Genomic DNA, 22724 nt, shown 5'->3' with positions numbered 1-22724 from the left:
TCACCATGCCTCCTTGAAGGAAGGATGCGGCCGCAGGACGCGGTCCCGGTGAAGGCTGGCGATACGCGCGGACGCGGAAGGTTGTTTCGCGAAGTAGCCGCGGTCCCAAAGGCTTTGCAGGCGATCCGACTGGCGCGGGCTCTTGACCCCCGTGGCGATGTGGAACTTCAACAAGCCGTACTCGTTGAAGACGAGCGTTCCGCCACCGTAGAGGTTGATGAGACGGTTTGTCGGCATCCCCTCCGGCCTTCGGATGCCCATATGAGTCAGTTCACTGCCGTAGACGGTGAGCTGCTGCACATATTCCGCGACCGTCTCGCGCAGGACCGTCTGGTCGTTGCTAATGCGCATCACCGGCCGTACCGATGTAACGCGGGTGAAGGCATTGGGCTCTACGCCCAGCGCAGCCTTGTTCTCCCAGACGAAACGGAAGACCTCTAAAGGGTCGCGTTGCATACGCTCGAAGTGCGTTCCGGCAAGCGTGAATTCGCTGGCACGCGGAGGGTCCCACGCGCCATCGGACCGACCGTGGCTCGCCGGGCTCACGCCATAGCTTTCGAAGGAATGTTTGAGGATGTCGCGGTAGCGATACCGCGTATCGTCGGGATATAGCTGGAGGTCCGCCGTCAGCAAGGCGCTAAGGAAATCGCCGAACGTGAGATCTACGGGCGGCATGTAATCGAGCGCACGAATCATAATGCGCAGCAGCTGGCTCGCCGCCGTTGTACCTTCCTCAGAAACCACGGCCCGGGCCAGCCCATCCGGATGCCCCTGCAAGAGCGGTTTGAGCCGCCGTGCCCATACCTCGAAGAACGCACCCAGGACGATAGCGACCAGGAGCTCGCCGCGGTCATGCTCCTCTTCGAACCTGGCGCTGGTGTAGTGGCGTTTGTCCGGCCTGATCGACAGCGACGTGCGCAGGGCCGAGGTCGGCACGCCACTGAGCGCCGCGCCCATTTGCTCGGCGAGTTCAGCCAGGTGGGTGCCGCCCAGCTTGCTCGCCGTGAGGTTGCCGGGCGCAAGGCGGCCATTCCGGGCGGTCAGCGGTGCAAGCAAGCGGTCGATGACGGGCTGGCTCTGGAACACCGAGAGGAGGGCGACGATATCGGAAAAGCCCTCGTGGAAGGCGGCCTGATCCGTAGACGATGGCAACAGGTAATGCGAGCGCAACCCGTCGAGGAGCGCATGGGCCGTTTCGTGGACGACAATGTCATGGGACAAGCAGGTGAATACCTGTTTTCCATCCTGATCCGGGAAATACCCGAAGTTCAGGCTCTCGGATTCACGCGAGTAATAAGCGTTTGCATCGGCGAAGGCGTGCGGCGCCACTTTGATCTGGTGGCTCGGCGTCGGAAATCCCCATGGCACCGTCCGGCCCAGGGCGCCTTCGAACGCCTGCAGGGTCGCCATGGCGATCGCGTAGACGTTCTGCTGGTGGAAATACGGGTCGCGGACCAGTTTCTCGATATCGGTGACCTTGACGTAAGGATCCGTATCGATGTTCTTGTCGCGGGCCCGGTAGAACGTGTCGGATGACGCATCGTAGTCAATGACATGGACGCGAAAGCCCTTCGGCCCACGCTCGAGGCGCTCCGACGGTACCCGTACCGTGGTCGTCAGTGCCTTACCGCCTGCGCCCAGAATGGAGGGGTCCTGGGCCAGGATCGTCCAGTGCCGCATCGGCACATCATTGCGCACGACGTCGTATACCGTCTTTCCCTGCGGACTACGAGCAACCATGAGCGCCTCCTAGCGGCGTCAATCCGGGCCAACAGGACGCACAAACGATGGCAACGTCCAGTCTATGCGGGTCGCTGACGTTTCCCCATTAGCTAGTTGGCCGTCTCAGCACGGTAACACCCCGGCCGAAATTGCATAATCGGGCACCATCACGGCACGACTACGCCGTGTGATTGTGTATCACCGAACGTCGGCGTATGTTGCGCAGCACGTTGAACGCGCACCCGCGTTCCGAGACGAACCAGCCATGCCGCCCACGAAATAAGTAGTGCCGGATCGTAGCGCCCTGAGGCGCACCGCGACCGGATGGCACAGAGCCCGCGTCCCTCCTGCCCATGACGATGCCCCTGCGTATGCAGCGGGCCGTCAGGCCGTGACCCTTTGATATGTCATCCGCCTTTTACGGGCGGGACGGGCCTTTGCGCCCCGCCTATGTGTTCGCTGTACTTCCCCGGTGTCACACCGGGCCCACTTACCTTAAGGACATTCAGCCATGACCTGGCTTATTGCTATCGCAGTCGCCGTTGTCGTACTGATCGTGCTCGTTGTTATCTCCCATGTCATCGTCTACATCCCCAATGACCGCGTCGGCGTCGTCGAGCGGCTTTGGGGCGCGCCCTCGGTAACCCGTGGGCTTATCGCACTTAAGGGCGAAGTGGGTTACCAACCCACCGTCCTGCGTGGCGGCCTGCATTACTTCACGCCGTTCCAGTGGCGCGTGCACAAGGTCGACCTGGTCACCATTCCACAGGGCGAAATCGGCTACGTGTTCGCCCGCGACGGCCATGATCTCGAGGAAGGCCAGGCGCTGGGCCGCACCGTGCAGACCGGTATCGAGGATGTCGATGCCTTCCTGCGCAGCGGTGGCCAGAAGGGGCCGCAACGCACGATGCTCCGCGAAGGTACGTACGCCATCAACGTGGCACAGTTCGCCATCATTACGGCGTCCCGTGTGCACGGTCTGCTCCTTTCCGAGGAAGAGCGCGGGACTATCGACCACATGGGAAGCGTGCTGCAGGAACGTGGCGGCTTCCAGCCGGTGATTATCGGGGGCCGCCGCGAAAATGCCTCGGCGCAGGCCGACGACAGCACCAATGACATGCTCGGCGTAGTAACGGTGCACGATGGCCCGGTGCTTCCCCCCGATGAAATCGTCGCGCCGCGCGTGGGCCAGGATGCGGCCGACAAACCCACCTTCCACAATAACTTCCAGAATATCGATGCCTTCCTGCGCGCCGGCGGTAACCGCGGCCGCCAGCACCAGGTGCTGGTTGAGGGCACGTACTACATCAACCGGTTATTCGCGACGGTGGACTACATCGCGAAGACGGTGGTGCCCGTTGGATTCGTTGGCGTGGTGGTTTCATACATCGGTACCATCGGCGCGGATCGCTCCGGCGAGGGCTATTCCCACGGTGAACTGGTGGACAGTTCGTGCCGCGGTGTGTGGAAAGAACCGTTGCTTCCTGGCAAGTACGCCTTCAACACGTATGCTGGCAAGATCCAGCTCGTGCCGACGACCAACTTCATCCTGAAGTGGACGCCGGAAGTGACCAACATGCACAAGTTCGATGAAAACCTCTCCGAGGTCTCACTGATCACCAAGGATGCCTTCGAGCCGCTTCTGCCGCTTTCCGTGGTCGTGCACATCGATTACCGCAAGGCGCCGCTGGTAGTGCAGCGCTTCGGCGACATCAAGCGTCTTGTCGACCAGACCCTCGACCCGATGGTCAGTGCTTACTTCAAGAACATCGGCCAGACCAAGACGCTGATCGAACTGATCCAGAACCGCGCCGAGATCCAGCAGGTGGCAGGCGTTGAGATGATGGGTCGCTTTGCGGCTTACAACCTGGAACTCCAGGAGGTGCTGATCGGCACGCCCCATGGCAGCACGGGGAATGCTTCGGGTGCTCGTATTGATGCGATCCTTAACCAGTTGAGGGACCGACAGGTCGCGATCGAGCAAGTCGCCACGTTCGAATTGCAGGAACAGTCGGCCGCCAAGGAGCGCTCGCTACGCGAAGCCCGCGCCAAGACCGACATCCAGGCCGAGCTAACCAATTCCATGATCCATATCGAGATCAAGAAGAACGTGGGTGAGGCCAACGTGGTGGAAGCGACCAAGCGGGCGAACGTGATCGGTATCGATGCCGACGCCGAACGCCGCCGCCTCACCGCCGAGGGCGACGGCCGCGCCTCCGCCATCGCCGCGGTGGGTAAGGCCGAGGCCGAAGCCATCCAGGCCAAGTCACAGGCGCTAACGGGTGAGGGTGCGCGCCTGCAGCTGATCAACACGCTGGGTACGCAGTTCGCCGAAGCGATCCGCGATGGGCAGATCGCCATCGTGCCGAAGATTTCGCTGGGTGGTGGCGAGGCCGGCGCGAATGGCCTGGGCTCGCTGATTCAGCTGGCTAGTTCGTTGCTGGCCGAGCGGGCCGATGCGGGCATGCCGGAGGGGAAGGGGATGGTGGTGCAGGGCTGAGCCGGGCGACGGGGCTATGGAAAACTGATCCAAAGCCCCGCCTGATGGCCCTTCAGTACTGGTACTGGAGGGTCACGCCGATCGTACGCGGCTGGTTGAGTGCGACCCGTCGCGTCGTCGGCAGGTCGGCCGAGATGGCGACCGGAAGGTCAGTCTCGCCGTGCTTGTCGAACAGGTTGGTAGCGTAGAGCGAGATATCGAAGCCGTTGCGGCCTTCCATGCCCAAGCGGACATTGGTGGTCGCAAAGCCCGCGCGGCGGTAGAACGGGCTCTCGCGGTCGTACAGGAAGTTGGAATCGCCCACGTAGCTTAGGTCGGCGCGCATGAAGCCGTCGTACTGCGCATTCACCCGGTGGCGGTACTCGGCCGCGAGCGAACCTGTGAAGCGCGGCACGTTGACCAGGCGATCGCCATCCTTCGCCGAGGTGCCGGGCACGTCGTTCTTGAGATACGCATCGTTGTAGCTGAAGCCCGCGCTCAAGGTCACCGAGTTGATGGGCAGGAACTTCATCTCGAGTTCCGCACCCTGGCTCACGGCATCGCCGAAGTTAGCGGTGATGTTGTAACCGCAGCCGAGCACGATCTGCTGCTGCACGTGCTTCCAGTCGATGTGGTAAACGGACGCATCGATGAGCAGGCGCCGGTCCAGCAGTGAGCTCTTGAAACCCAGCTCGTAGTTCCACAAGGTATCCGGGTTGTACTTGTTCAACTGCGATTGACTGAGGCCCAGCCCTTCGACTTCCGAACCGCACAGCGCTGCCGGGGCAGGGTTGTTCGGGCCGCCCGGGCGGTAGCCTTCAGACGCGGTGGCGTAGACCATGTTGTCGGGGGTGATCTGGTACTGCAGCGTGAACTTCGGCGTGCTGCCGTAATCCTTTGAACTGCTTCGCACGGTGCTCGGCCCGCCATTGAGCAGACCATCACCGCTCTGGGCAAAGCCCTGCTTGACCTCAAACGCACGGATACCCGCGCTGGCCTTCAGCTTATCGGTGATGTTCCAGGACAACTCCCCGAAGACGGCGTATTCATGCAAGGTGGCGTTACGCGCGCCGGCGTAGATCGTCGAATAGTCAGGGAACGGCGTGTTGAAAGCCTGGTTGAAGCCGTCGGGGTAGGGGATGGATGAAGAAAGCGGCGCCTTAACATCGTGGTAGAACGCACCGAGGATGGCCTGCACCGGACCGTCAAACTTGCTCGTCGCCCGGACTTCCTCAGTGAACTCCTTGTTCTTGTAGCTGCCATACATGGTCGTCGGATAGACGCTGGGCAGGTCGAAGAAGTAGTTGATGACCTTGGAGCTGTCGTCGCGAATGTTGACATCGCGGGTGAAGTACGAGGACGACGACATCAATTCGAACGCATCGAACTGCTTGTGGATCGCGAGGTTCGAGATCGTCGACTTCTGCACGTTCGCTTCGTTGACGTCGCGTACCTGGTACGGATCGCTGAGCGTCGCGGGAATCTTGTCATACGTAAACGGCGAGCCCAGCCGCGAGTACTGGTAGATGACGCTCGGCGTGATCGTCAGCGTATCGTCCGGCTTGATCAGCAACGCTGCGCGTGCGCCGTACGTCTTGAAGGTGTTGACGTTGTCCTTCTTCTTGCTATCCGGATCCGCCTCGAGGTAGTTGGACGGATCGATCCGGTAGCGATCGATATAGCCATCATCATCGCGATAATAGGCAGAGACGCGCAGGGCAACCTTGTCCTTGAGCAGCGGGACGTTGAGCACGCCGTTGACGTTGGCATTCGGACCGCCATGGTACGTTCCGGAGACATCGGTCTTGATGCGGGCTTCGACGAAGTCGAGGTCCGGCTGGTTGGTCACATACTTGACCGTGCCGCCCATTGAGCTGGAGCCGTAGATCGTGCCCTGCGGTCCGCGGAGGACCTCGACGCGCTCGATATCGAAGACCGACGGGTCGATCACGCCGCGCGTTGAAAGCAGCGCGGCATTGCTGGAGGCGGCGATGGGCACGTCGTCCAGGTAATAGCCGACGGTCGCTGCGGAGCCGGCGCTCGATGAAATGCCGCGGATGATCAGGTTATTGGAACCCGGGCCAGACGATACGACCGTCAGCGCCGGTGCGATGCGGGCCAGGTCGACCAGACTGGTTACGCCCTGGCGCTCAAGCTGTTCGCCAGTCAGCGCGGTCATGCTGATCGGCACCTTCTGGATATCCTGCTCGCGCTTGGCGGCCGTCACCGTGATGCCTTCAAGGGTCTGTGGCGTGTCAGACGCCTGCGCTTTCTTTTTATCGTTGGCGGGCGTGGCGGCGTCTTGCGCCTCGGCGACACCTGCCGCCAATGCCACGGACAACAGGGCTGAGTAGAGCAGGGTGCGCTTGAAATCGTGGTTCATGAAACTCCCCCGGGAGTCGGTTGTGCCCTAGGTCCCCTGGCACGGAATGGATAGACATCCAGACGGCCATTGCTGCGGTGCAAGATGGCTTGTTTCGATCAGATCAAAAAGTTTTGATGGAGTCAAGTATTTGCGATAGGATCGGATCGCAGTTGCAGATAGCCACCTAAACGGTCCCACCGATGCCATCCTTCCGGGGGTGGAAGAGCTACTTCTCACATGCGCCAGGGGTGCCATGAAAACCATGTCCGTTCTTTTCTGCGCCGTGAGCGCAGTGGCGATGGCCGCCAGCGTGTCGGCTGAAACTCCGGCCGTCTCGACCGCCCAGGCCATCAAGCAGACGCTCGATGCGAGCGCCGCCGCCTGGTCGGCGGGTGACCTGAAAACCTTCATGGAGTGCTACGAGCACTCGCCCAGCACCCGTTATGTGAGCGCGAGCGGCAGCATCCAGGGCTACGAAGCGATCGCAGCCATGTACGAAACGCGCTTCAAGAAGCCAGGTGCCAGCTTCGGCAAGCTGACGTTGGAGGTCATCGAAGTCAAAGACCTCGGCTCCCAATATGCCTATGTGGTCGGCCGCTACCACCTTAAGCCGGATACCGGCGCGGAGGTCACCGGACTCACCACGCTGCTCTTCCACAAGGTAGGCGGTCGCTGGCTGATTAACAGCGACCATAGCTCCTGAGCATGGCCGGCGCTCAGGGGACGCCGGAGCACCCCGCGGGGCTGAGCATCGGCTCCGCGATTCGTGACCGCCGGCGCGGACTTGGTCTCACCTTGCAAGCCCTGGCTACCAGCTCAGGGCTGTCCATACCGTTCCTCTCCCAGGTCGAGAGGAACCTTGCCCACCCATCGCTACTGTCGCTGGAAGCCATCGCGCGGGCGCTTGATGTCGACGTGGATTACTTCGTCGGCGTGCCTACGCCGGGGCAGATTGTTTGCCGTGCCGGCGAGCATGATCGGATCGACCTGGAATCGCCGGTGGTTTACGAGCGGCTGAGCGGCCGGCATGCCGAACGGAAGATGGAGGCGCTGCGGCTGATCGTTCCACCGGGCCTCGTTGCGCCTACCATCCATAGGGAGGGGGAGGGGTTCTGGTACATCCTTAGCGGGACGCTGGAGATGACGGTGGGTCGGAAGAAGTTTGTGCTTAAGGCTGGGGATAGTGCGCACTTTGATCAGCGGCATCCTTACAGTATGCGGAATGCCGGGAAGACCGAGGTGCGGATGATTTGGGTGGGGACGCCTGCGATATTTAAGGACTAGGTTTGAGGGAGCTGGGAAGGGCAGTCACGACATCGACGGATCAAGCCTCGGCGAGGGTTCCCCGTGGAAATTGTGCAGGGTAATCCAATCCCCTAGATGGGCGACCAGAGCTGACAACGACTCTGTCAGCTCGGGGTCGTGTAGTTGACCGTCAACACCAAGGCGATCGCTCGCACGTGCGACGAACAGCATCGGCCCCGGCATAACTCGTGCCTCGGTCGCCGTAAGTACTTGTCGCAGCGCAGCCTGTGCAAGGCGAGTGCCCCAGCTTCCCGTGCTGGCACCGATAACCGCCATCGGCTTGCCGGCTAGCACCGAATCGGTGCCCCGGGACAACCAGTCGATAGCATTCTTCAGAACACCAGGAAACGAGTGGTTGTATTCGGGAGTGGCGATCAGCAGGCCATCGGCCTTCGCTACGGCATGGCGAAGTGGTTTCACCCCATCTGCAAGATCGTGCTCGTCGTCTTCGTTGAACATAGGTAGAGGGTCGGCCGAGAATCTAGAAAAAAAGCGCCACTTGACTCGTAACACATTGATATCATGTGTGATATGGTGGGCGCATCGACGTTTTTTTCATGCGAACGCATGCGGCATGCGCACCGCCACAGGAAAACACGGATATCCCGACCACTCGATATCCAGAGCCTAGGGAATGCTTAAGCCTCCACCGGTGTAACAGAATCGTCTGCACTTTCGACGAGGCGTGGTGTAAGGAGCCTTTGACTCGCATTATGAGGTGTGACTGCGCGCGTTAGGTCGACCGTGTAGTCGCCAAACCGATTGATATGCGCGGTCCGATACGGCGATAGCCCTGCCAAGACCTCCGGCGTGATGACATGCCCCTCCACTTGGAGTTCGCCAATGGCGCGCGTCATGTGCTCAACGTTGTGGAGGATCACCATGTTGGCGACCAGATGGTTGTAGCCAATCACCTTCTCCTGCTCGTGGCGCAGGTTTTCAGCAATGATGCCCTGACCGCCAAAGAAGGCCCATTGCGCGAAGTTGTTGAACTCCTCGCTCTTGTTCGTTGCCGCGGTGATCATCTGGCGAATCTCTGCACTGTCGATGTAGCGTAGCAGGAACATTGTTCGGATCACGCGTCCGAGTTCGCGGAATGCGAAGTACAACTTGTTCTTGCGGCTAGCCGTCCCCAGTCGACGCAAAATCGTCGAGGCAGTGATTTTTCCCGTCTTGATCGACACGGCGACACGCTGCATGTCAGGCAAATGCGTCTGGATGAGATCCCAGTCGATTACCCCTTCGCCGAACAGCGGGTGCAGGTGTGGATAAGCGGTTCCCGCATCCGGCCGGGAAAACGACAAGTCCCGTAGATTGCGGATGCGGGGCATAAGGTCGATGCCCAGGAGGTAGGCCAAGGCGAACACCGGAAAGCTCTGCGCCTGCGTGTCGCCATGAATGGTTTTTGGCTGAATGTCCGAGTCGTTCTGCAGTACATCCAGGATGTAGATGGCCTCATAGGTGCCGCAGGCAATAAAACGACTCAGCAGCGCGATGTACTTGTCCGAGACATGGTAGTACCCGATACCACCGTAGCCTCCGTAGCGGAGGTGATACTGCGAGAGCGTATTCTGCTCGTACATGCTCCACTTCGTCCCGTCGGCGGAAGCGGACTGGCCGCTCCCCCAATACCCTGGAAGCTCGTAGCGATTGTAGACATTGATGATGTCCTTGGTGGCGCGCTCAAGCACCTCATCGGTCACATACTTGAGATTCAGCCAACCCGCTTGCTTCCGGCTCAAATCACGGAGCGATCGTGCCGTTTGCGTGGGCCCAAGATTGCATCCGTAGCAAAACACGGTGGTGACGACACGATACAAGAGGTTATCGACCTGTGCCTCACTGCCGGCAAGCGGTTTGAAGTGCTGCTCCATGCCGGTCCAGGTCGCAACGTCCTGCAGAACATCCGTAATCGTGGTCGGCTCCATGCGTTCGAGTAGCTTCGCATCCAGAAGTGCGATGTCACGACTCACCTCCGGGCGCTGCGGCTTACGAAGGATCAAGCGACCGTCCACGAAGGAGGCGTCGGCGTTGGCCGGGAATCGCCGATTGACGGATTCGCAACGGTCGCGCATCGCTTGGCGAAGGTCCTGGACGAATTGCTCGGGTTCGATCGCGAGCCCCGTGGCTTCGCCATAGAGCGGGAGTTCCTCGGCGAATGTGGCATCGTCGACCAGTGTCTCGCGGTAGTCGTCGAACTTGTTGGCTCCTGGCACAAAGAGATCACCGGATTTCAGCTCGTCTTTGATGTGGAAGAGCACGGCGAGCTCGAAGAAGCGTCGCCGAACCAACACGGGCGCCGCCGTGCCGTTCTTGATCAGTACCTCTTTCCGCCATGCGGCGGATAGCCAGGTGAAATCCTCCGGCCAGCTCAAGCCCAGTTCCGACAGAGGGATTGAGTCGCGACGTACGTCCCGACAGTACGCCAGTACTTCCAGCAGTCGGCCCGTGTTGTCATCGCTTGAGGTGGAACGGAGCTGCATGATGGTGAGGCAATTCAGCAGCAGAGCGCGTTGGGCGGCATAGGGCCGCTCGAGGAACGGGATGAAATGTTGTCCCGCGTACGCCAGGTGTTCATTGCAATCGGCCGGGATCAGCGGGACTGCGCGATCCATGGTGCCCTCGATAGCATCGATGCGCTGATCGGAGGTACCGTCGAGTTGGTAGGCCTGCAGGATCTCCTTGAGCTGCGCGACCAACGCATCGGTGCGCTTCATATGCTCGGCCTGGTAGGTCATCAGGTTCTTTTGAGCGACGTTTTCCAGGTTCTGCAGCAGCCGTATGTAGAGCTCAGCGGCGTCGTCCAGGGTCTTGTTGTACTGGGAGCGGATGAAGATGACGGCCAGCGCGTGGCGCTTAGCCGGGTGGTATTCAGCCAGCTCGGCAGCGTCCTTGGCACGCGCCCAGTCACGAAAGAACTTCAGCTTGGCGATCGGGATATCCACCGGCGGCAGTGAGTCCGCCAGTGTCCGCAAACGCTGCACATGGGCCAAATAGTGGCGGACCTCCTTGTTGCCCGGTTTGCGCGGCTCACGCTTGAGCGCTTGCCAGCCACTGCTGGTCATGCCCGGAGACACGGTCAACAGGTCCGCGATCGTCGCCTTGGAGGCAGCGGACAGGCTGTCGTCGATCTGGGTGAAGAAGGTCTCGTGAATATCCTCGCGAGCCTTCCCCGCCATGGCGTCCAGTAACGCGAAGGCGGGCAGCTCGTACGAATGCCGAATCAGTTCCTCCAGCATGACGTTGATGATGTCGGCAAGGTAATGACGTGTTCGCGCAGCCTCTCGGGCCACGACCGTCAACGCCGCACGACCGCGATCCCCTAGGCGGCGTAGCTTCAAGTACTCACGAATGGCGGTGACGTGCCTGTCACGCGTTCGCGAACGGTCGTACGCGTCTAGGTCGTCGAGCCGGAAGGAACGCCGAAAACCGAGAGTCTCCGCGACATGGCGAACAATACGCTCGGGCGTCGCTGCGATTGGCGCGAAGCGGCCAAGGTACTGCGCGGTTTTCAGTTGAAGCATCGCCGTGAAGCGACGATGCGGCTGGTCGGTGATGGACCGAATGAAAGTAACTTCCGCCGCTGTAGGGGTGAAGATTTCCTTCAGTTCGATGGCGCCCGGATCAGCGGGGAGCCGTCGGTACGCCGTCTCGTGCTCTTGAGTCATCCGGGCCGTGTCCTCTAGGTCAGAAGGTGATCAGTCCCATCGGAGCCTGCCTTCGTCGTGTTGCGCCACCGTGTCGGCCGTGGCGCCGTGGTTGTCGGCGATCCGATGGATGTCTTCGATCAGCGACGCCATGGTTTCGCTCAGTTCCAGCTCATCCTTGGCACCGACGGTCAGGATGTATTGAGTTCGCGCGGTGTCTTGCGCAACGGCGGCGTGCCGTTGCAGGCAGACGAACTCAATCGTGCGATGGGCTTGGGCCGCCCCACGGCGCAACCGACCGACCGCCAACCGCACGGTGAGCGAGACTGTGAACGTGGATGGCTGGGCCACTTCCGGTACCGGGGCTGGGCGTGCCGGCGGGGTGATCGACGTCGACTGTGCCAGCGCCTCCTCGATCCGAGATCGCCCGAAGGCATCGGGACTATCGACGTATCGCATGGCGGTATGAACATCCTTCCAGCCCACATACTCCATGAGCGCCTTGGCGTCCCAACCGTTACCACTGGCCCAGCCGGCGAAGCCGCGCCGCAGGGAGTGGCTGGTGTACTGCGCGGCCCCAGGCAACCCCGCCCGGGTGAAGGCGCGCCGGAGTACGCCGATCAGGCTATTGGCGTGCAGGGCGCCGGCTCTTACGGTGCCTTGGGCGTCGATGGCGCGAAAGAGCGGCCCGTCCGCTAGACCGGCGGTGTCACGCCACTCTTGGACGGCCACGACCGGACACAACCGACTCAGAGCTGGCACGCGGTGGGTCACGCCCGCCGCCTGTCGATCGCCCTTACTCCGGGGGAGATACAGGGTCATCCCCTGGGCGGGGATGACCGTCACCTGCTCGATGCGCAGATGCAACAGTTCGTCGCCGCGGAACCCTTTCCAGAACCCCAGCAGAATCAGCGCGCGGTCACGCCGCACGCGTAGCGCCGTCGTATGATCGCCACACGCGACGGCGGCCGCGATGGCGCGGGCCATCCATCCATCAAGCGCCGTGAGGTCGCGCAATTGCAGGGGCTCCGCGCGCCGCTCCTGGACGTTATGCACCGCACGAATCCCTTTGAGGGTTTGCCGAACCAGGGGATGGCGCGTCGGATCGGCAAAGCCGTGGGACTGGTGCCAGTGTGCAAGTGCCGCCAGGCGACTACGCAGTGTGTTGACCGATTGGGTCGCACCGTAGGCGGCAAGGTACTCTGCCACCCGCTGTGGCGTTGCGGGCAGCAAACCGCCCCAGGTCTCCTCGTAATGGCGCACGCCAGCAGCGTAGGCCTTTTGAGTATTGTCGCGTGTGCTCGCGTCCAGATAGTCCGCGACACTTCGGCTCGGGACTGGCGGGAGGGTCACGGTTCGTCCTGCTGAGAGCGGAGCGCGGCGAGCCTCACCATGTAGGCGTTCAAGAACACTCCCTGAGACACAACGAGGCTGTTATAGAGTTGCCAGCCGACACTAGGCGGCAGCCCACCATCGCATGTGGGATCTCGGATCCAGCGAGAAGATCGCGTTACCCACATATCGTATCGCGCCATATCCATGTTACGGAGGCCCTCGCTGGTAAGTGACGATGATATCGTCGCCACCTGCGCCATGCACCTACACCAGATCGGCTACAGACTCTCTTGAGGAAGAACGACACGTATGGACTGCGACAGTTATGAACGCGGCGCCCTGGGTGTCTATGTCCGTTGCGCATGTGCAGTGGCGTAGGCGTCCAGGAAGGCTTTCACCGCACGATCTGCCACATCGTTGACAAACTTTCTCGGTGGATTTCGCAGCTTACCCAGCAGTGCAGGAAGCAGGATCTCAGCCTGTAGTAGCGCGTGGAGATGGTGAGCGGCAACGGTGGAGTTGCACTTCACCAACTCACCCGCCTCGACGTGTCGTTGCAGATAGCCGGCAACATGCTCGATGCCGACTGCCGGACCGTTGTCATAGAAGTCAGCGCCGACATCGGTCCTGCCGGCAACGCCGATCATGGTGCGGAACATCTGCACGTTCTGTTCGTCGCATATCAGCCTGACCATGCCCCTGCCGAAAGTCGCCAGGGCAACGGGCAGAGGTTTCTCGCTCGCAATCAACGTGTCGACTAGCGGGCGAAAAAGTGCTTCCGAGGCGCGATGGGCGACGGCGCCAAACAGCTCTTCCTTCGAGTTGAAGTAGCCATACAGGGTGCGCTTCGAGCCGCCCAGACGTTCTGAAATCTGCGCCATCGAGGTTCCCTCGAAGCCGGCCTCGAGGAAGACCTCCGAGGCGACCTGGATGATGGTCTCGCGTTTGGCTTCCGTCCGGACTCGCATCGGGCGCTCCCTATAGGTCGGCTGAAATAAGTACACGATGGTGGTCATTATAGCTTGACTTTCGAAAGCTTGTCTTTAGGATACCGGCCTGTACCGTCTAGTAATGACGTCGTCCATGCCCGGAGCCCCTGATGCACCTCGCCCCTTACTTTCGCCTGGCCCGGACGCTGCTTGTCCTAGTCGTGTCGGCCGCCATCCTGAGTGCCTGTGGGAAGCCCCCCGGGGGGCCGCCGCCTGCCGAAGGCATGCCGACGATGGGCGTCGTCACCGTGATCACGCAGCCTGTGACCCTGACCACCGAGGTGCCGGGCCGAACCGTGCCCTACCTCATTGCCGATGTCCGGCCGCAGGTCAACGGCATCATCCTGTCACGTAAGTTCAGGGAAGGCGGCGACGTCAAGGCCGGCGAAACGCTCTACCAGATTGACCCGGCCACCTACCAGGCGAGCTACGACAGCGCGGTGGCGACACTGCAAAAATCCCAGGCGACCCTGCGCACGGCGCAGCTCAAGGCGGATCGCTACCACGAGTTGGTAGCCGTCTCCGCCATCAGTCGCCAGGACAACGACGACACGGCCGCCGCGCTTGGCGAGGCGGCGGCGGACGTGGCTGCGGGCAAGGCCAGTGTGGACAGTGCGCGCATCAACCTTGCCTACACTCATGTTGACGCACCGATTTCCGGACGCATCGGAAAGTCGGGCGTGACCGCCGGTGCCCTGGTAACCGCCAGCCAGTCCACGGCTCTTGCAACCATCCAGCAGCTCGACCCCATCTATGTCGATGTCACCCAGACCAGCGCCTCCCTGCTGAAGCTCAAGCAGGCCATGACCCGAGGGGATCTGGAAAAGGCGGGAGCCAGCGCTGCCAGGGTCCACCTGCTTCTGGAGGACGGGAGTAGCTACCCGCTTGAAGGCCGCCTTGAGTTCTCCGACGTCACCGTCGACAAGGACACCGGCTCGATCACCTTGCGGGCCGTGTTCCCGAACCCCAATGCCGACCTCTTGCCCGGGATGTATGTTCGCGCCGTTCTCGAAGAGGGGGTGAAGGGTCAAGGCCTGCTTGTGCCGCAGCGGGCCATTCAACGCGATGGCGCGGGCAAGCCCATCGTTTATGTCGTGGGCACTGATCACAAGCTTCAGCTGCGCACGTTAGTGACTGAACGTGCGGTGGGCGACCAGTGGTTGGTAAACAGTGGCTTGAAGCCCGGCGAGCAGCTGGTGGTCGACGGCCTGCCGCGCGCCAAGGCGGGCATCGAGGTCAAGATCGCGCCGTGGAAGCCCGATGCCAGGTCGACACCCTCCGCCTCCCCAGTTGCGAACTAAGGCGGACCGATCCCCATGGCACGCTTCTTTATCGATCGTCCGATTTTCGCGTGGGTTCTTGCCATCATCGTGATGTTGGCCGGCATCCTGTGCGTCCTCACGCTCCCGATTGCCCAGTACCCGAGCATTGCGCCCCCAGCCGTCGCGATCACCGCCAACTATCCCGGTGCCTCGGCCAAGACCCTGGAAGACACCGTCACCCAGGTGATCGAGCAGCGGATGAAAGGGGTGGATCACCTGAGCTACATGGCCTCGACCAGCGAATCGAACGGCCAGGTCACCATCACGCTCACGTTCGAAAACGGCACCGACCCGGACACCGCACAGGTCCAGGTTCAGAACAAGCTGTCGCTCGCCACACCGCTGCTTCCCACGGAAGTGCAGCAGCAGGGTGTGACGGTGACCAAATCGGTGGCTAATTTTCTGAATGTATTGGCCTTCACGTCCGAAGACGGCAGCATGACGGACTCGGACTTGTCCGATTACGTCGCAGCCAACGTACAGGAGAAACTCAGCCGGGTAGATGGCGTGGGCGACACGACGCTGTTCGGTTCGCAGTATTCGATGCGGGTGTGGCTCGATCCCAACAAGCTGACGAACTTCAGCCTGACCCCGGACGATGTGAGCACCGCCATACGCGCGCAGAACGCGCAGGTCTCCGCCGGGCAACTGGGCGCGCTTCCTGCCACTGGCAACCAGCAACTCAATGCGACCATTACAGCGCAGACCCGGCTGAAGACCGCCGACGAGTTCGCAACTATCCTGCTTCGCACGCAATCGGATGGATCGCAAGTCCGCTTGCGAGATGTCGCCCGCATCGAGCTTGGCAGCGAGAACTACAACACCGTGGGGCGCTACAACGGTAAACCCGCCGCGGGCCTTGCCCTCAAACTTGCCTCGGGGGCAAATGCACTCGATACCGTCAAGGCGGTCGACGCCAGTCTCGCCGAGCAGGAAAAGTTCTTCCCACCTGGGATGAAAGTGCAAAAGCCCTACGACACGACTCCGTTCGTACGCATCTCGATTGAAGAGGTCGTGCGCACCCTGGTCGAGGCTATCGTGCTGGTTTTCGCCGTGATGTATCTCTTCTTGCAGAACTTCCGCGCGACCCTGATTCCCACCATCGCCGTGCCGGTGGTCTTGCTCGGTACATTCGGTGTGCTGGCACTGTTCGGCTTCACCATCAATACGCTGACCACGTTTGCCATGGTGCTCGCTATCGGGTTGTTGGTCGATGACGCCATCGTAGTGGTCGAGAACGTTGAACGTGTGATGGGCGAGGAACATTTATCACCAAAGGACGCCGCCAGAAAGTCCATGGACCAGATCACCGGAGCGCTGGTAGGCGTCGCACTGGTGCTGGCGGCCGTCTTCGTCCCCATGGCTTTCTTTGCCGGCTCCACCGGCGTGATCTACCGACAGTTCTCCATCACCATCGTTGCCGCAATGACCTTGTCGGTGTTGACGGCAATGGTCCTGACGCCGGCCCTTTGCGCGACGTTGCTCAAGCCGTTGGCCAAGGATCACGGCATGGCCACGACGGGCTTCTTCGGGTTATTCAATCGTACGTTCAACCGAGGCAATGCCCGTTACCAGGGAGTGGTGGGCCACATGGTCGGCAAGGGCTGGCGGTACATGATGGTGTACGCGGTGCTGCTGGCATTTGTCGTCGTCGGCTTTATGAAATTGCCGCTCGGGTTTCTTCCTGACGAAGATCAGGGCACGCTGTTTGCGGTCATCCAGCTGCCACCGGGCGCCACGGCGGCACGGACCGATGAAGTCATTCGACAGGTCGAGCATCACTTCCTGGTCGACGAGAAGGCATCTGTCGGTGGCATTTTCGCGGTCTCCGGCTACAGCTTCGCTGGCAGCGGCCAGAACGTCGGCTTCGCGTTCATCAAACTCAAGCCGTGGGATGAGCGCAGTGGCAACGGGCAGAGCGCGAGCGACGTCAGTACGCGGGCCCTCGAAGCGTTCGCCGGCATTCGCGATGCCAAGGTATTCGTGTTTGCACCTCCGGCCGTCGCCGAACTGGGCAATGCCACCGGCTTCGATCTGATGCTGCAAGACCGGGCCAACCTGGGGCATGAAGCGCTCATGCAGGCACGAAACCAGCTTCTGAGCGAGCTCTCGAAAGATAAGCGCATCGTCGGGCTGCGCCCCAACGGGCTCGAAGACGCACCGGAATTCAAGCTGGATATCGATTCACACAAGGCCGAAACCCTCGGTGTGTCCATCGCCGACATCAACAGCACGTTTTCGACGGCGTGGGGTAGCAATTATGTCAACGACTTCATCGACAAGGGCAGGGTGAAGAAAGTCATGTTGCAGGCCGATGCGCCGTTCCGAATGCTGCCGGAGGATATCGGCCGCTGGTATGTACGCAACAGCGCCGGCACCATGGTGTCGTTCAATGCGTTCGCCACTTCAAGCTGGACATCGGGATCACCGCGGCTGGAACGCTACAACAGCGTGCCGTCGGTTGAGATTCTTGGTATGGCCATGCCGGGCGCCGCATCCAGTGGTGAGGCGATGGCTATCGTTGAAGCGGCGGCGGCGAAACTTCCAGCCGGCATCGGTTATGAGTGGACTGGCCTTTCGCGGCAGGAAAAGGCATCCAGCGGGCAGACGGGATTGTTGTACGGACTGTCCATTCTCATCGTGTTCCTCAGCCTGGCAGCCCTCTATGAGAGCTGGTCCATTCCCTTCTCGGTCATCCTGGTGGTGCCGCTGGGCGTACTCGGGGCGCTTGTCGGAGCCATCCTGACCTGGAAGATGAATGACGTGTATTTCCAGGTTGGCTTGCTCACCACCATTGGTCTGGCGTCCAAGAACGCCATCCTGATTGTCGAGTTTGCCAAGGAGCTGCACGAAGGCGGCAAGAGCCTCAGGGAGTCCGCGGTGGAAGCCGCGCGGATGCGACTGCGTCCGATCCTGATGACCTCGCTTGCGTTCATCCTCGGGGTGGTTCCGCTCGTTCTCGGCGCCGGTGCAGGCGCTGGCGCCCAGCACGCCCTGGGTACAGCCGTGATTGGCGGCATGGTCTCGGGAACGGTGCTCGCCATCTTCTTCGTGCCCCTGTTCTTTGTTCTGGTGGGACGCCTGTTCATGCGCAAGCAGCCGGCAGCCGGCCTGCGGCTGGGAGACTGAAGATGAAGCATCTGTTGATTGCCACGATGTCTGCTGCACTTTGCCTGCTGGCAGAAGGTTGCTCCCTCGATCCGACTTACGAACGACCGAGCGCGCCAGTACCGGCGACGTTTGCGGGGGCAGGGGACGCGACGCCTGCAAGGCCCGTTGCGGATCTCGGGTGGCGAGACGTATTCACGGACGCACGCTTGCAGCAGGTCATTGCACTTGCCCTGGCGAACAATCGCGATCTTCGGGTCGCCGCATTGAACGTCGACGAGGCCCGAGCCCAGTACCGCGTGCAGCGCGCGGCCCTCTCCCCGGCAATCGAAGCCGTGGGCTCGGGCACCAGTGGTCGTACGCCGAGCGACCTGTCGGCGACCGGTCAGCCTCTGGTGTCGCATGAGTACACCACCACACTGGGTTTTACGTCCTACGAGCTGGATCTCTTCGGCCGCGTGCGCAGCCTCAAGAGGCAGGCGCTGGAGACGTATCTGTCAACGGAAGAAGCACGACGAAGCACCCACATCAGTCTCGTGGCCGAAGTCGCCACAGCCTACCTGACCCTTGCCGCCGACCAGGACTTATTGCGGTTGGCCAACGATACGCTGGCCAGCCAGCAAGAAAGCTACCGGCTCACCCAGCGCAGGTTCGACCTCGGTGTCGATTCGACCCTGACGCTGCGTCAGGCCCAGACGACCGTCGACAGCGCGCGGGTGGATGTAGAGACGTACTCCGGCCAGGTCGCTCAGGATCGCAATGCGCTCGCCTTGCTGGTGGGCACGCCGGTGCCTGACGATATACTCCCTTCCGCATTGCCCAACGACTCAGAAGCCGACAGCAATATGCTCGCCAGCATCCCCCCCGGATTGTCGTCGGACCTGTTGCAGCGACGCCCGGATATCCTCGAGGCAGAGCGCACGCTGCGTGCCGCCAATGCAAACATCGGCGCGGCCCGAGCAGCCTTCTTCCCGCGTATCGGGCTAACCGCGTCGGCGGGTACGTCCAGTGCGAGCCTGTCGGGTTTATTCAAGGGGGGCTCCGGCAGCTGGAACTTCGCGCCTCAATTGTCGCTCCCCATCTTCAATGCGGGATCCAACCGGGCGAACCTGGATATCGCCAAGATCAGCCGGGACATCGACGTGGCCCAGTACGAAAAATCAATTCAGACGGCGTTTCGTGAGGTTTCCGACGCCTTGGCCCAGAGGTCGACATTGGCGCGTCAGCTTGCAGCCCAGCAGTCGCTGGTCGATGCCACAGCGGACAGCTACCGGTTGTCAAAGGCGAGGTACGATCATGATGTCGATAGCTACCTAGACGTCCTCGATGCGCAGCGATCACTATATGCCGCACAGAAGAACCTGATTTCCACGCGTCTTTCCCGATTCACCAATCAGGTGAGCTTTTACAAGGCGATGGGTGGAGGTTGGATCGAGGCGTCCGCTTCACACCAGCCGGACGAGGTTGGGGTGGCCTCCCACGAGTCGGGGGCGCCGCTTGTAACCTTGGCCGGGGCGAAGTGAACCGTCTGGTGCCCGGACCGATCGGCGAAGCGTTGGTCGATGATCGGCCTCTCCGCCGCCGCGATGGGTGCAAGTACGAGTCCGTTGTGCGAGCGGCCATACACCTGTTCGGGATGCGCGGATTCGATGGGACGAGCGTCAACGCCATTGCTAATGCCGCCCAGGTTTCAAAAGCAACGGTCTACGCGTATTTCAATGGCAAGTACGATATTTTGCTCGCTGCTCTTGAGGAGATGCTTGCTGCTCTGCCGGGCCCGAGGGAGCTGGTTCTCAACCGCGAAGGGAGCCTCAGTGATTCGCTCCGTGGCATCGCTCGGGATGTATGCGAGCTGTTGACGGGCCCGATGATGAAAAGCATGTACCGTATGGTCGTCCTCTCCACATCGCTCAACGCCCATATCACGGAGCAGTTTGCGGCCGAGATATTTGACCGTTATGCGCGTGCCATTGAAGCGTTCCTTTATATCGAGGTTAGTGCGGGAAGGCTCGTGATTACTGACGTCCCGTGCGCATCCGCGCAGTTTCTCGGACTGGCCATCGGTCGTCCGATCCTCCACACGGTCCTCACTGGAAATCATTGGCCAAGCGTGCAGTCGTTGGATGCACACATTGAGGTGGCGGTGACGTTTTTTCTGACCACCTATGCGCCGGGAGGTTACCTACCGCCATGAGACTTACCCGAGCGCCGTCACGGGCGTGGATCTGTCGCGCTCTCACTGTTACGAGCATGATTTTCGCTTCGGTAGGCTGCAGTGTCGTCGGCACACGAACAGTCAGTTCGCATGCATTTCTTGCGGACCAACGCTCAGATGTCCTCAACACGTCGCGCATGAGCGATGGGACGAGGCAGGTTCTCTCCATTCTTGCTCTGAACGAGTCGACGTGTCGAAAGCAGTTCACTGCGTGCGTGGGGCGCGTCGCGGGTTCACTGGCACTGAACGACGAGCAGCGAACATCGACCCTCGCCGAGCTCTGGCTTGAGGTTGCTCTTCTGGCTGACGCACGGCCAGAGGACCATCTTGTCAGTGACGTCGCGACCGCCGCCTATCTGGAGGCAACCAGGTACGCCTATGCGTATCTCTTTTTTACCTCTCGTCACCCCGAAGAACGCGTGTTCGAGATGCGCCAGATCCAGGTCATCGACTTTTACAATTTCGCCGTGCAGCGGCTTGTGGGACGGTTCTTTGAGGAACGCCTGCACTTTAGCCAGGCCGAAGGCATGAAGCTCGCCGGGTGGACGATTGGGTACCCGCATAATGATCTGAAGTCGGATCTCAGCAGACAGACGCCAACGGCACTCCTCCCGTCCCAGCGGCTTGCTTTCAACGGGCTGCGCAATACATACCGGCGAGATGGCTTTGGAGCAACCTTTGTCGCCGAGATGCCGCGGGGCGAGGCCGCGCCAGATCAACCCTGGCGTGAACCGGCGTTCCTGCCTGCCACGGTCTCGTTAAGCTTTCCCGGGGACACGCTTTCTGAAGTGTTGGCCGCGAAAACAGTGGTCCCGTCCGTCAGTGACCCTTACGCATCGGCGTCCATCACGGTTGCAGGTCACGAACTTCCCCTCGGTGCAAACTTCACTGCGCCCTACGGTGTCTGGTTGTCCGGATCGAATTTCGCTCGCGAGAGCATCCGAAACCTCTTCGGCCGTGGTGTTGGCGACCAGACGCCGAACGTCTATCTCATGCAGCCTTACGACCCGACCCGCGAGACGGTGGTGATGATTCATGGCCTGGCGAGCAGCCCCGAAGCATGGGTCAACGTTGCAAACGAAATCATGGGTGACGAAAACCTTCGAAAGCGATATCAGATCTGGGAGGTGTATTACCCCACCGACTTGCCGATTCCCGTCAATCTCAAGCGAATACGTGATGCACTCAATGTCACGTTTGCGCATTTTGATCCCTTGGGCACGGCAATCGCGTCGAATGGCGCGGTATTGATCGGACACAGCATGGGAGGCGTTATTGGTCGGCTTCTCGTTTCCACAAGCGACGAGAAGTTATGGAAGACACTTCCGCTCCGTCCGAATCTCCGGTCGGATGAGAGCGCGCGAGCGCGGGAAAGGTTTGCCCCCTACATGGAGTTCAATCCTATGCACCAGTTCGATAGTGCCATCTTTCTTGCGGCGCCCCAACGTGGCACTCCGTTCGCGAGGCTGCGCATTGCGCGTTGGCTAAGCCAGCTCATCCGGGCTCCGGCAGGCTTGATAAGGCAGATGGGCGCGGCGGCCGACTATCTGTCGCACGGTGAAGATGCAGGGAAGTCACCCCGTGTACCGAGCAGCATCGACAGCCTTAGCGACGAGGATCCTTTTATCGTGGTTGCCGCTGACCTTCCGATGTCTCGGGGCGTGACGTATCACGCTATCTTGGGGCAGGAGAATCCGGATCAGCCCTTGAGTGAGTCCAGTGACGGTCTGGTGCCATATTCCAGTGCGCATATGCCTGCCGCGTCATCCGAACTCGTCGTGCATTCAGGCCACAGCGTGCAGGAGACACCCGAGGCCATCGTGGAGATTCGCCGCATCCTGCGCGAACATGCGGCCGCCACGCTGCCCTCGGCTCAGGCTGGCGCTAACCCTGGCACGAGATAGTGGACCCTCTTCTGCGTTTGCAGAGCAGTGTGTTCGCTTTCGAGAAGCCGAACCAGTGTCAGCTTGGCGCTTATCCTGTGGCCTTTGTGGCTTTTGCCTCGACGGTTTCGAGATAGGCGGTCATTGCGCGTGGTATCTCACTAACGTAGACCACGAGTTTGACGGGGTACCGGCGATCGCCAGCGACTGGCGCTCACTCAGTTCCTGGCCGATCAGATAGCGCACCAGCTCGCGCCGGTCCGGTACGCTCACCATTTTTTTCGCAGGGCGTCGCCGGCAAGAGTCCGCCCCACGTTTCCTCGAAATGCCGCACACCTCGGCGTAACTACGCTC

14 protein-coding genes are annotated in these 22724 nt (G+C 61.1%); 8 read left to right on the top strand and 6 right to left on the bottom strand.

Going from position 1 to position 22724, the window contains the following annotated elements; genetic code table 11:
* Complete coding sequence (locus VGN46_RS05560) at positions 1 to 1740, bottom strand: hypothetical protein (protein WP_331641498.1); 1740 nt, start codon at positions 1738 to 1740, stop codon at positions 1 to 3.
* A gap of 493 nt (positions 1741 to 2233) precedes the next feature.
* Between VGN46_RS05560 and VGN46_RS05555 the strand changes: the two genes are divergently transcribed.
* Positions 2234 to 4222, top strand: coding sequence for an SPFH domain-containing protein (locus tag VGN46_RS05555; protein ID WP_331641496.1), 1989 nt, complete (start codon positions 2234 to 2236; stop codon positions 4220 to 4222).
* 52 nt (positions 4223 to 4274) lie between these two features.
* On the opposite strand, the gene VGN46_RS05550 is transcribed toward VGN46_RS05555, so the two are convergent.
* Entirely contained in the window at positions 4275 to 6584 is a 2310-nt protein-coding gene (locus VGN46_RS05550; protein WP_331641494.1) for a TonB-dependent receptor, read from the bottom strand.
* A 235-nt stretch (positions 6585 to 6819) separates the two neighbouring features.
* On the opposite strand from VGN46_RS05550, the gene VGN46_RS05545 reads away from it, so the two are divergent.
* Together VGN46_RS05545 and VGN46_RS05540 are read left to right on the top strand one after the other, a co-directional pair.
* Complete coding sequence (locus VGN46_RS05545; protein ID WP_331641492.1) at positions 6820 to 7269, top strand: nuclear transport factor 2 family protein; 450 nt, start codon at positions 6820 to 6822, stop codon at positions 7267 to 7269.
* 2 nt (positions 7270 to 7271) lie between these two features.
* Complete coding sequence (locus tag VGN46_RS05540) at positions 7272 to 7850, top strand: XRE family transcriptional regulator (RefSeq protein WP_331641490.1); 579 nt, start codon at positions 7272 to 7274, stop codon at positions 7848 to 7850.
* A gap of 24 nt (positions 7851 to 7874) precedes the next feature.
* Here VGN46_RS05540 and VGN46_RS05535 read toward each other — a convergent pair whose 3' ends face one another.
* The 4 genes from VGN46_RS05535 to VGN46_RS05520 all read right to left on the bottom strand — a co-directional run bounded on the left by VGN46_RS05535 (position 7875) and on the right by VGN46_RS05520 (position 13821).
* On the bottom strand, positions 7875 to 8384 hold the full coding sequence (locus VGN46_RS05535) for an NADPH-dependent FMN reductase (protein WP_331641488.1): 510 nt from the start codon (positions 8382 to 8384) through the stop codon (positions 7875 to 7877).
* A 125-nt stretch (positions 8385 to 8509) separates the two neighbouring features.
* Positions 8510 to 11539: a Tn3 family transposase gene (locus VGN46_RS05530; protein WP_331641486.1), complete on the bottom strand. Its 3030-nt coding sequence runs from the start codon at positions 11537 to 11539 to the stop codon at positions 8510 to 8512.
* A gap of 30 nt (positions 11540 to 11569) precedes the next feature.
* Positions 11570 to 12871 (bottom strand): site-specific integrase, encoded by a 1302-nt coding sequence (locus tag VGN46_RS05525; RefSeq protein ID WP_331641484.1) that lies wholly within the window; start codon positions 12869 to 12871, stop codon positions 11570 to 11572.
* Between the two features lie 329 nt (positions 12872 to 13200).
* Positions 13201 to 13821, bottom strand: a complete 621-nt coding sequence (locus VGN46_RS05520) for a TetR/AcrR family transcriptional regulator (RefSeq protein ID WP_331641700.1) — start codon at positions 13819 to 13821, stop codon at positions 13201 to 13203.
* A gap of 131 nt (positions 13822 to 13952) precedes the next feature.
* Here VGN46_RS05520 and VGN46_RS05515 point away from each other — a divergent pair, with 131 nt between their 5' ends.
* From VGN46_RS05515 to VGN46_RS05495, 5 genes are all read left to right on the top strand, one after another.
* On the top strand, positions 13953 to 15143 hold the full coding sequence (locus VGN46_RS05515) for an efflux RND transporter periplasmic adaptor subunit (RefSeq protein WP_331641482.1): 1191 nt from the start codon (positions 13953 to 13955) through the stop codon (positions 15141 to 15143).
* 15 nt (positions 15144 to 15158) lie between these two features.
* Positions 15159 to 18293 carry an efflux RND transporter permease subunit gene (locus VGN46_RS05510; protein WP_331641480.1) on the top strand — a complete coding sequence of 1045 codons (3135 nt, stop codon included), beginning with the start codon at positions 15159 to 15161 and terminating at the stop codon, positions 18291 to 18293.
* Between the two features lie 2 nt (positions 18294 to 18295).
* Complete coding sequence (gene adeC, locus VGN46_RS05505) at positions 18296 to 19795, top strand: AdeC/AdeK/OprM family multidrug efflux complex outer membrane factor (protein WP_331641478.1); 1500 nt, start codon at positions 18296 to 18298, stop codon at positions 19793 to 19795.
* Positions 19792 to 20466, top strand: coding sequence for a TetR/AcrR family transcriptional regulator (locus VGN46_RS05500; protein ID WP_331641476.1), 675 nt, complete (start codon positions 19792 to 19794; stop codon positions 20464 to 20466). The genes adeC and VGN46_RS05500 overlap by 4 nt, the downstream gene beginning before the upstream one ends.
* A gap of 158 nt (positions 20467 to 20624) precedes the next feature.
* Positions 20625 to 22391 carry an alpha/beta hydrolase gene (locus tag VGN46_RS05495; protein ID WP_331641474.1) on the top strand — a complete coding sequence of 589 codons (1767 nt, stop codon included), beginning with the start codon at positions 20625 to 20627 and terminating at the stop codon, positions 22389 to 22391.
* The last annotated feature ends 333 nt before the right edge of the window (positions 22392 to 22724 follow it).

The sequence above is a fragment of the Luteibacter sp. genome (genome assembly GCF_036500425.1).
Lineage (GTDB): Bacteria > Pseudomonadota > Gammaproteobacteria > Xanthomonadales > Rhodanobacteraceae > Luteibacter.
The sequence above is the reverse complement of the archived record's forward strand: the minus strand, read 5'-3'. Positions and strand labels throughout refer to the sequence as shown.

Coding starts and splice junctions, on each gene's coding strand:
- VGN46_RS05520 (WP_331641700.1), bottom strand. CDS start 13,821: ATGCGAGTCCGGACGGAAGCCAAACGCGAGACCATCATCCAGGTCGCC.
- VGN46_RS05555 (WP_331641496.1), top strand. CDS start 2,234: ATGACCTGGCTTATTGCTATCGCAGTCGCCGTTGTCGTACTGATCGTG.
- VGN46_RS05510 (WP_331641480.1), top strand. CDS start 15,159: ATGGCACGCTTCTTTATCGATCGTCCGATTTTCGCGTGGGTTCTTGCC.
- VGN46_RS05530 (WP_331641486.1), bottom strand. CDS start 11,539: ATGACTCAAGAGCACGAGACGGCGTACCGACGGCTCCCCGCTGATCCG.
- VGN46_RS05515 (WP_331641482.1), top strand. CDS start 13,953: ATGCACCTCGCCCCTTACTTTCGCCTGGCCCGGACGCTGCTTGTCCTA.
- VGN46_RS05545 (WP_331641492.1), top strand. CDS start 6,820: ATGAAAACCATGTCCGTTCTTTTCTGCGCCGTGAGCGCAGTGGCGATG.
- VGN46_RS05495 (WP_331641474.1), top strand. CDS start 20,625: ATGAGCGATGGGACGAGGCAGGTTCTCTCCATTCTTGCTCTGAACGAG.
- VGN46_RS05560 (WP_331641498.1), bottom strand. CDS start 1,740: ATGGTTGCTCGTAGTCCGCAGGGAAAGACGGTATACGACGTCGTGCGC.
- adeC (WP_331641478.1), top strand. CDS start 18,296: ATGAAGCATCTGTTGATTGCCACGATGTCTGCTGCACTTTGCCTGCTG.
- VGN46_RS05540 (WP_331641490.1), top strand. CDS start 7,272: ATGGCCGGCGCTCAGGGGACGCCGGAGCACCCCGCGGGGCTGAGCATC.
- VGN46_RS05550 (WP_331641494.1), bottom strand. CDS start 6,584: ATGAACCACGATTTCAAGCGCACCCTGCTCTACTCAGCCCTGTTGTCC.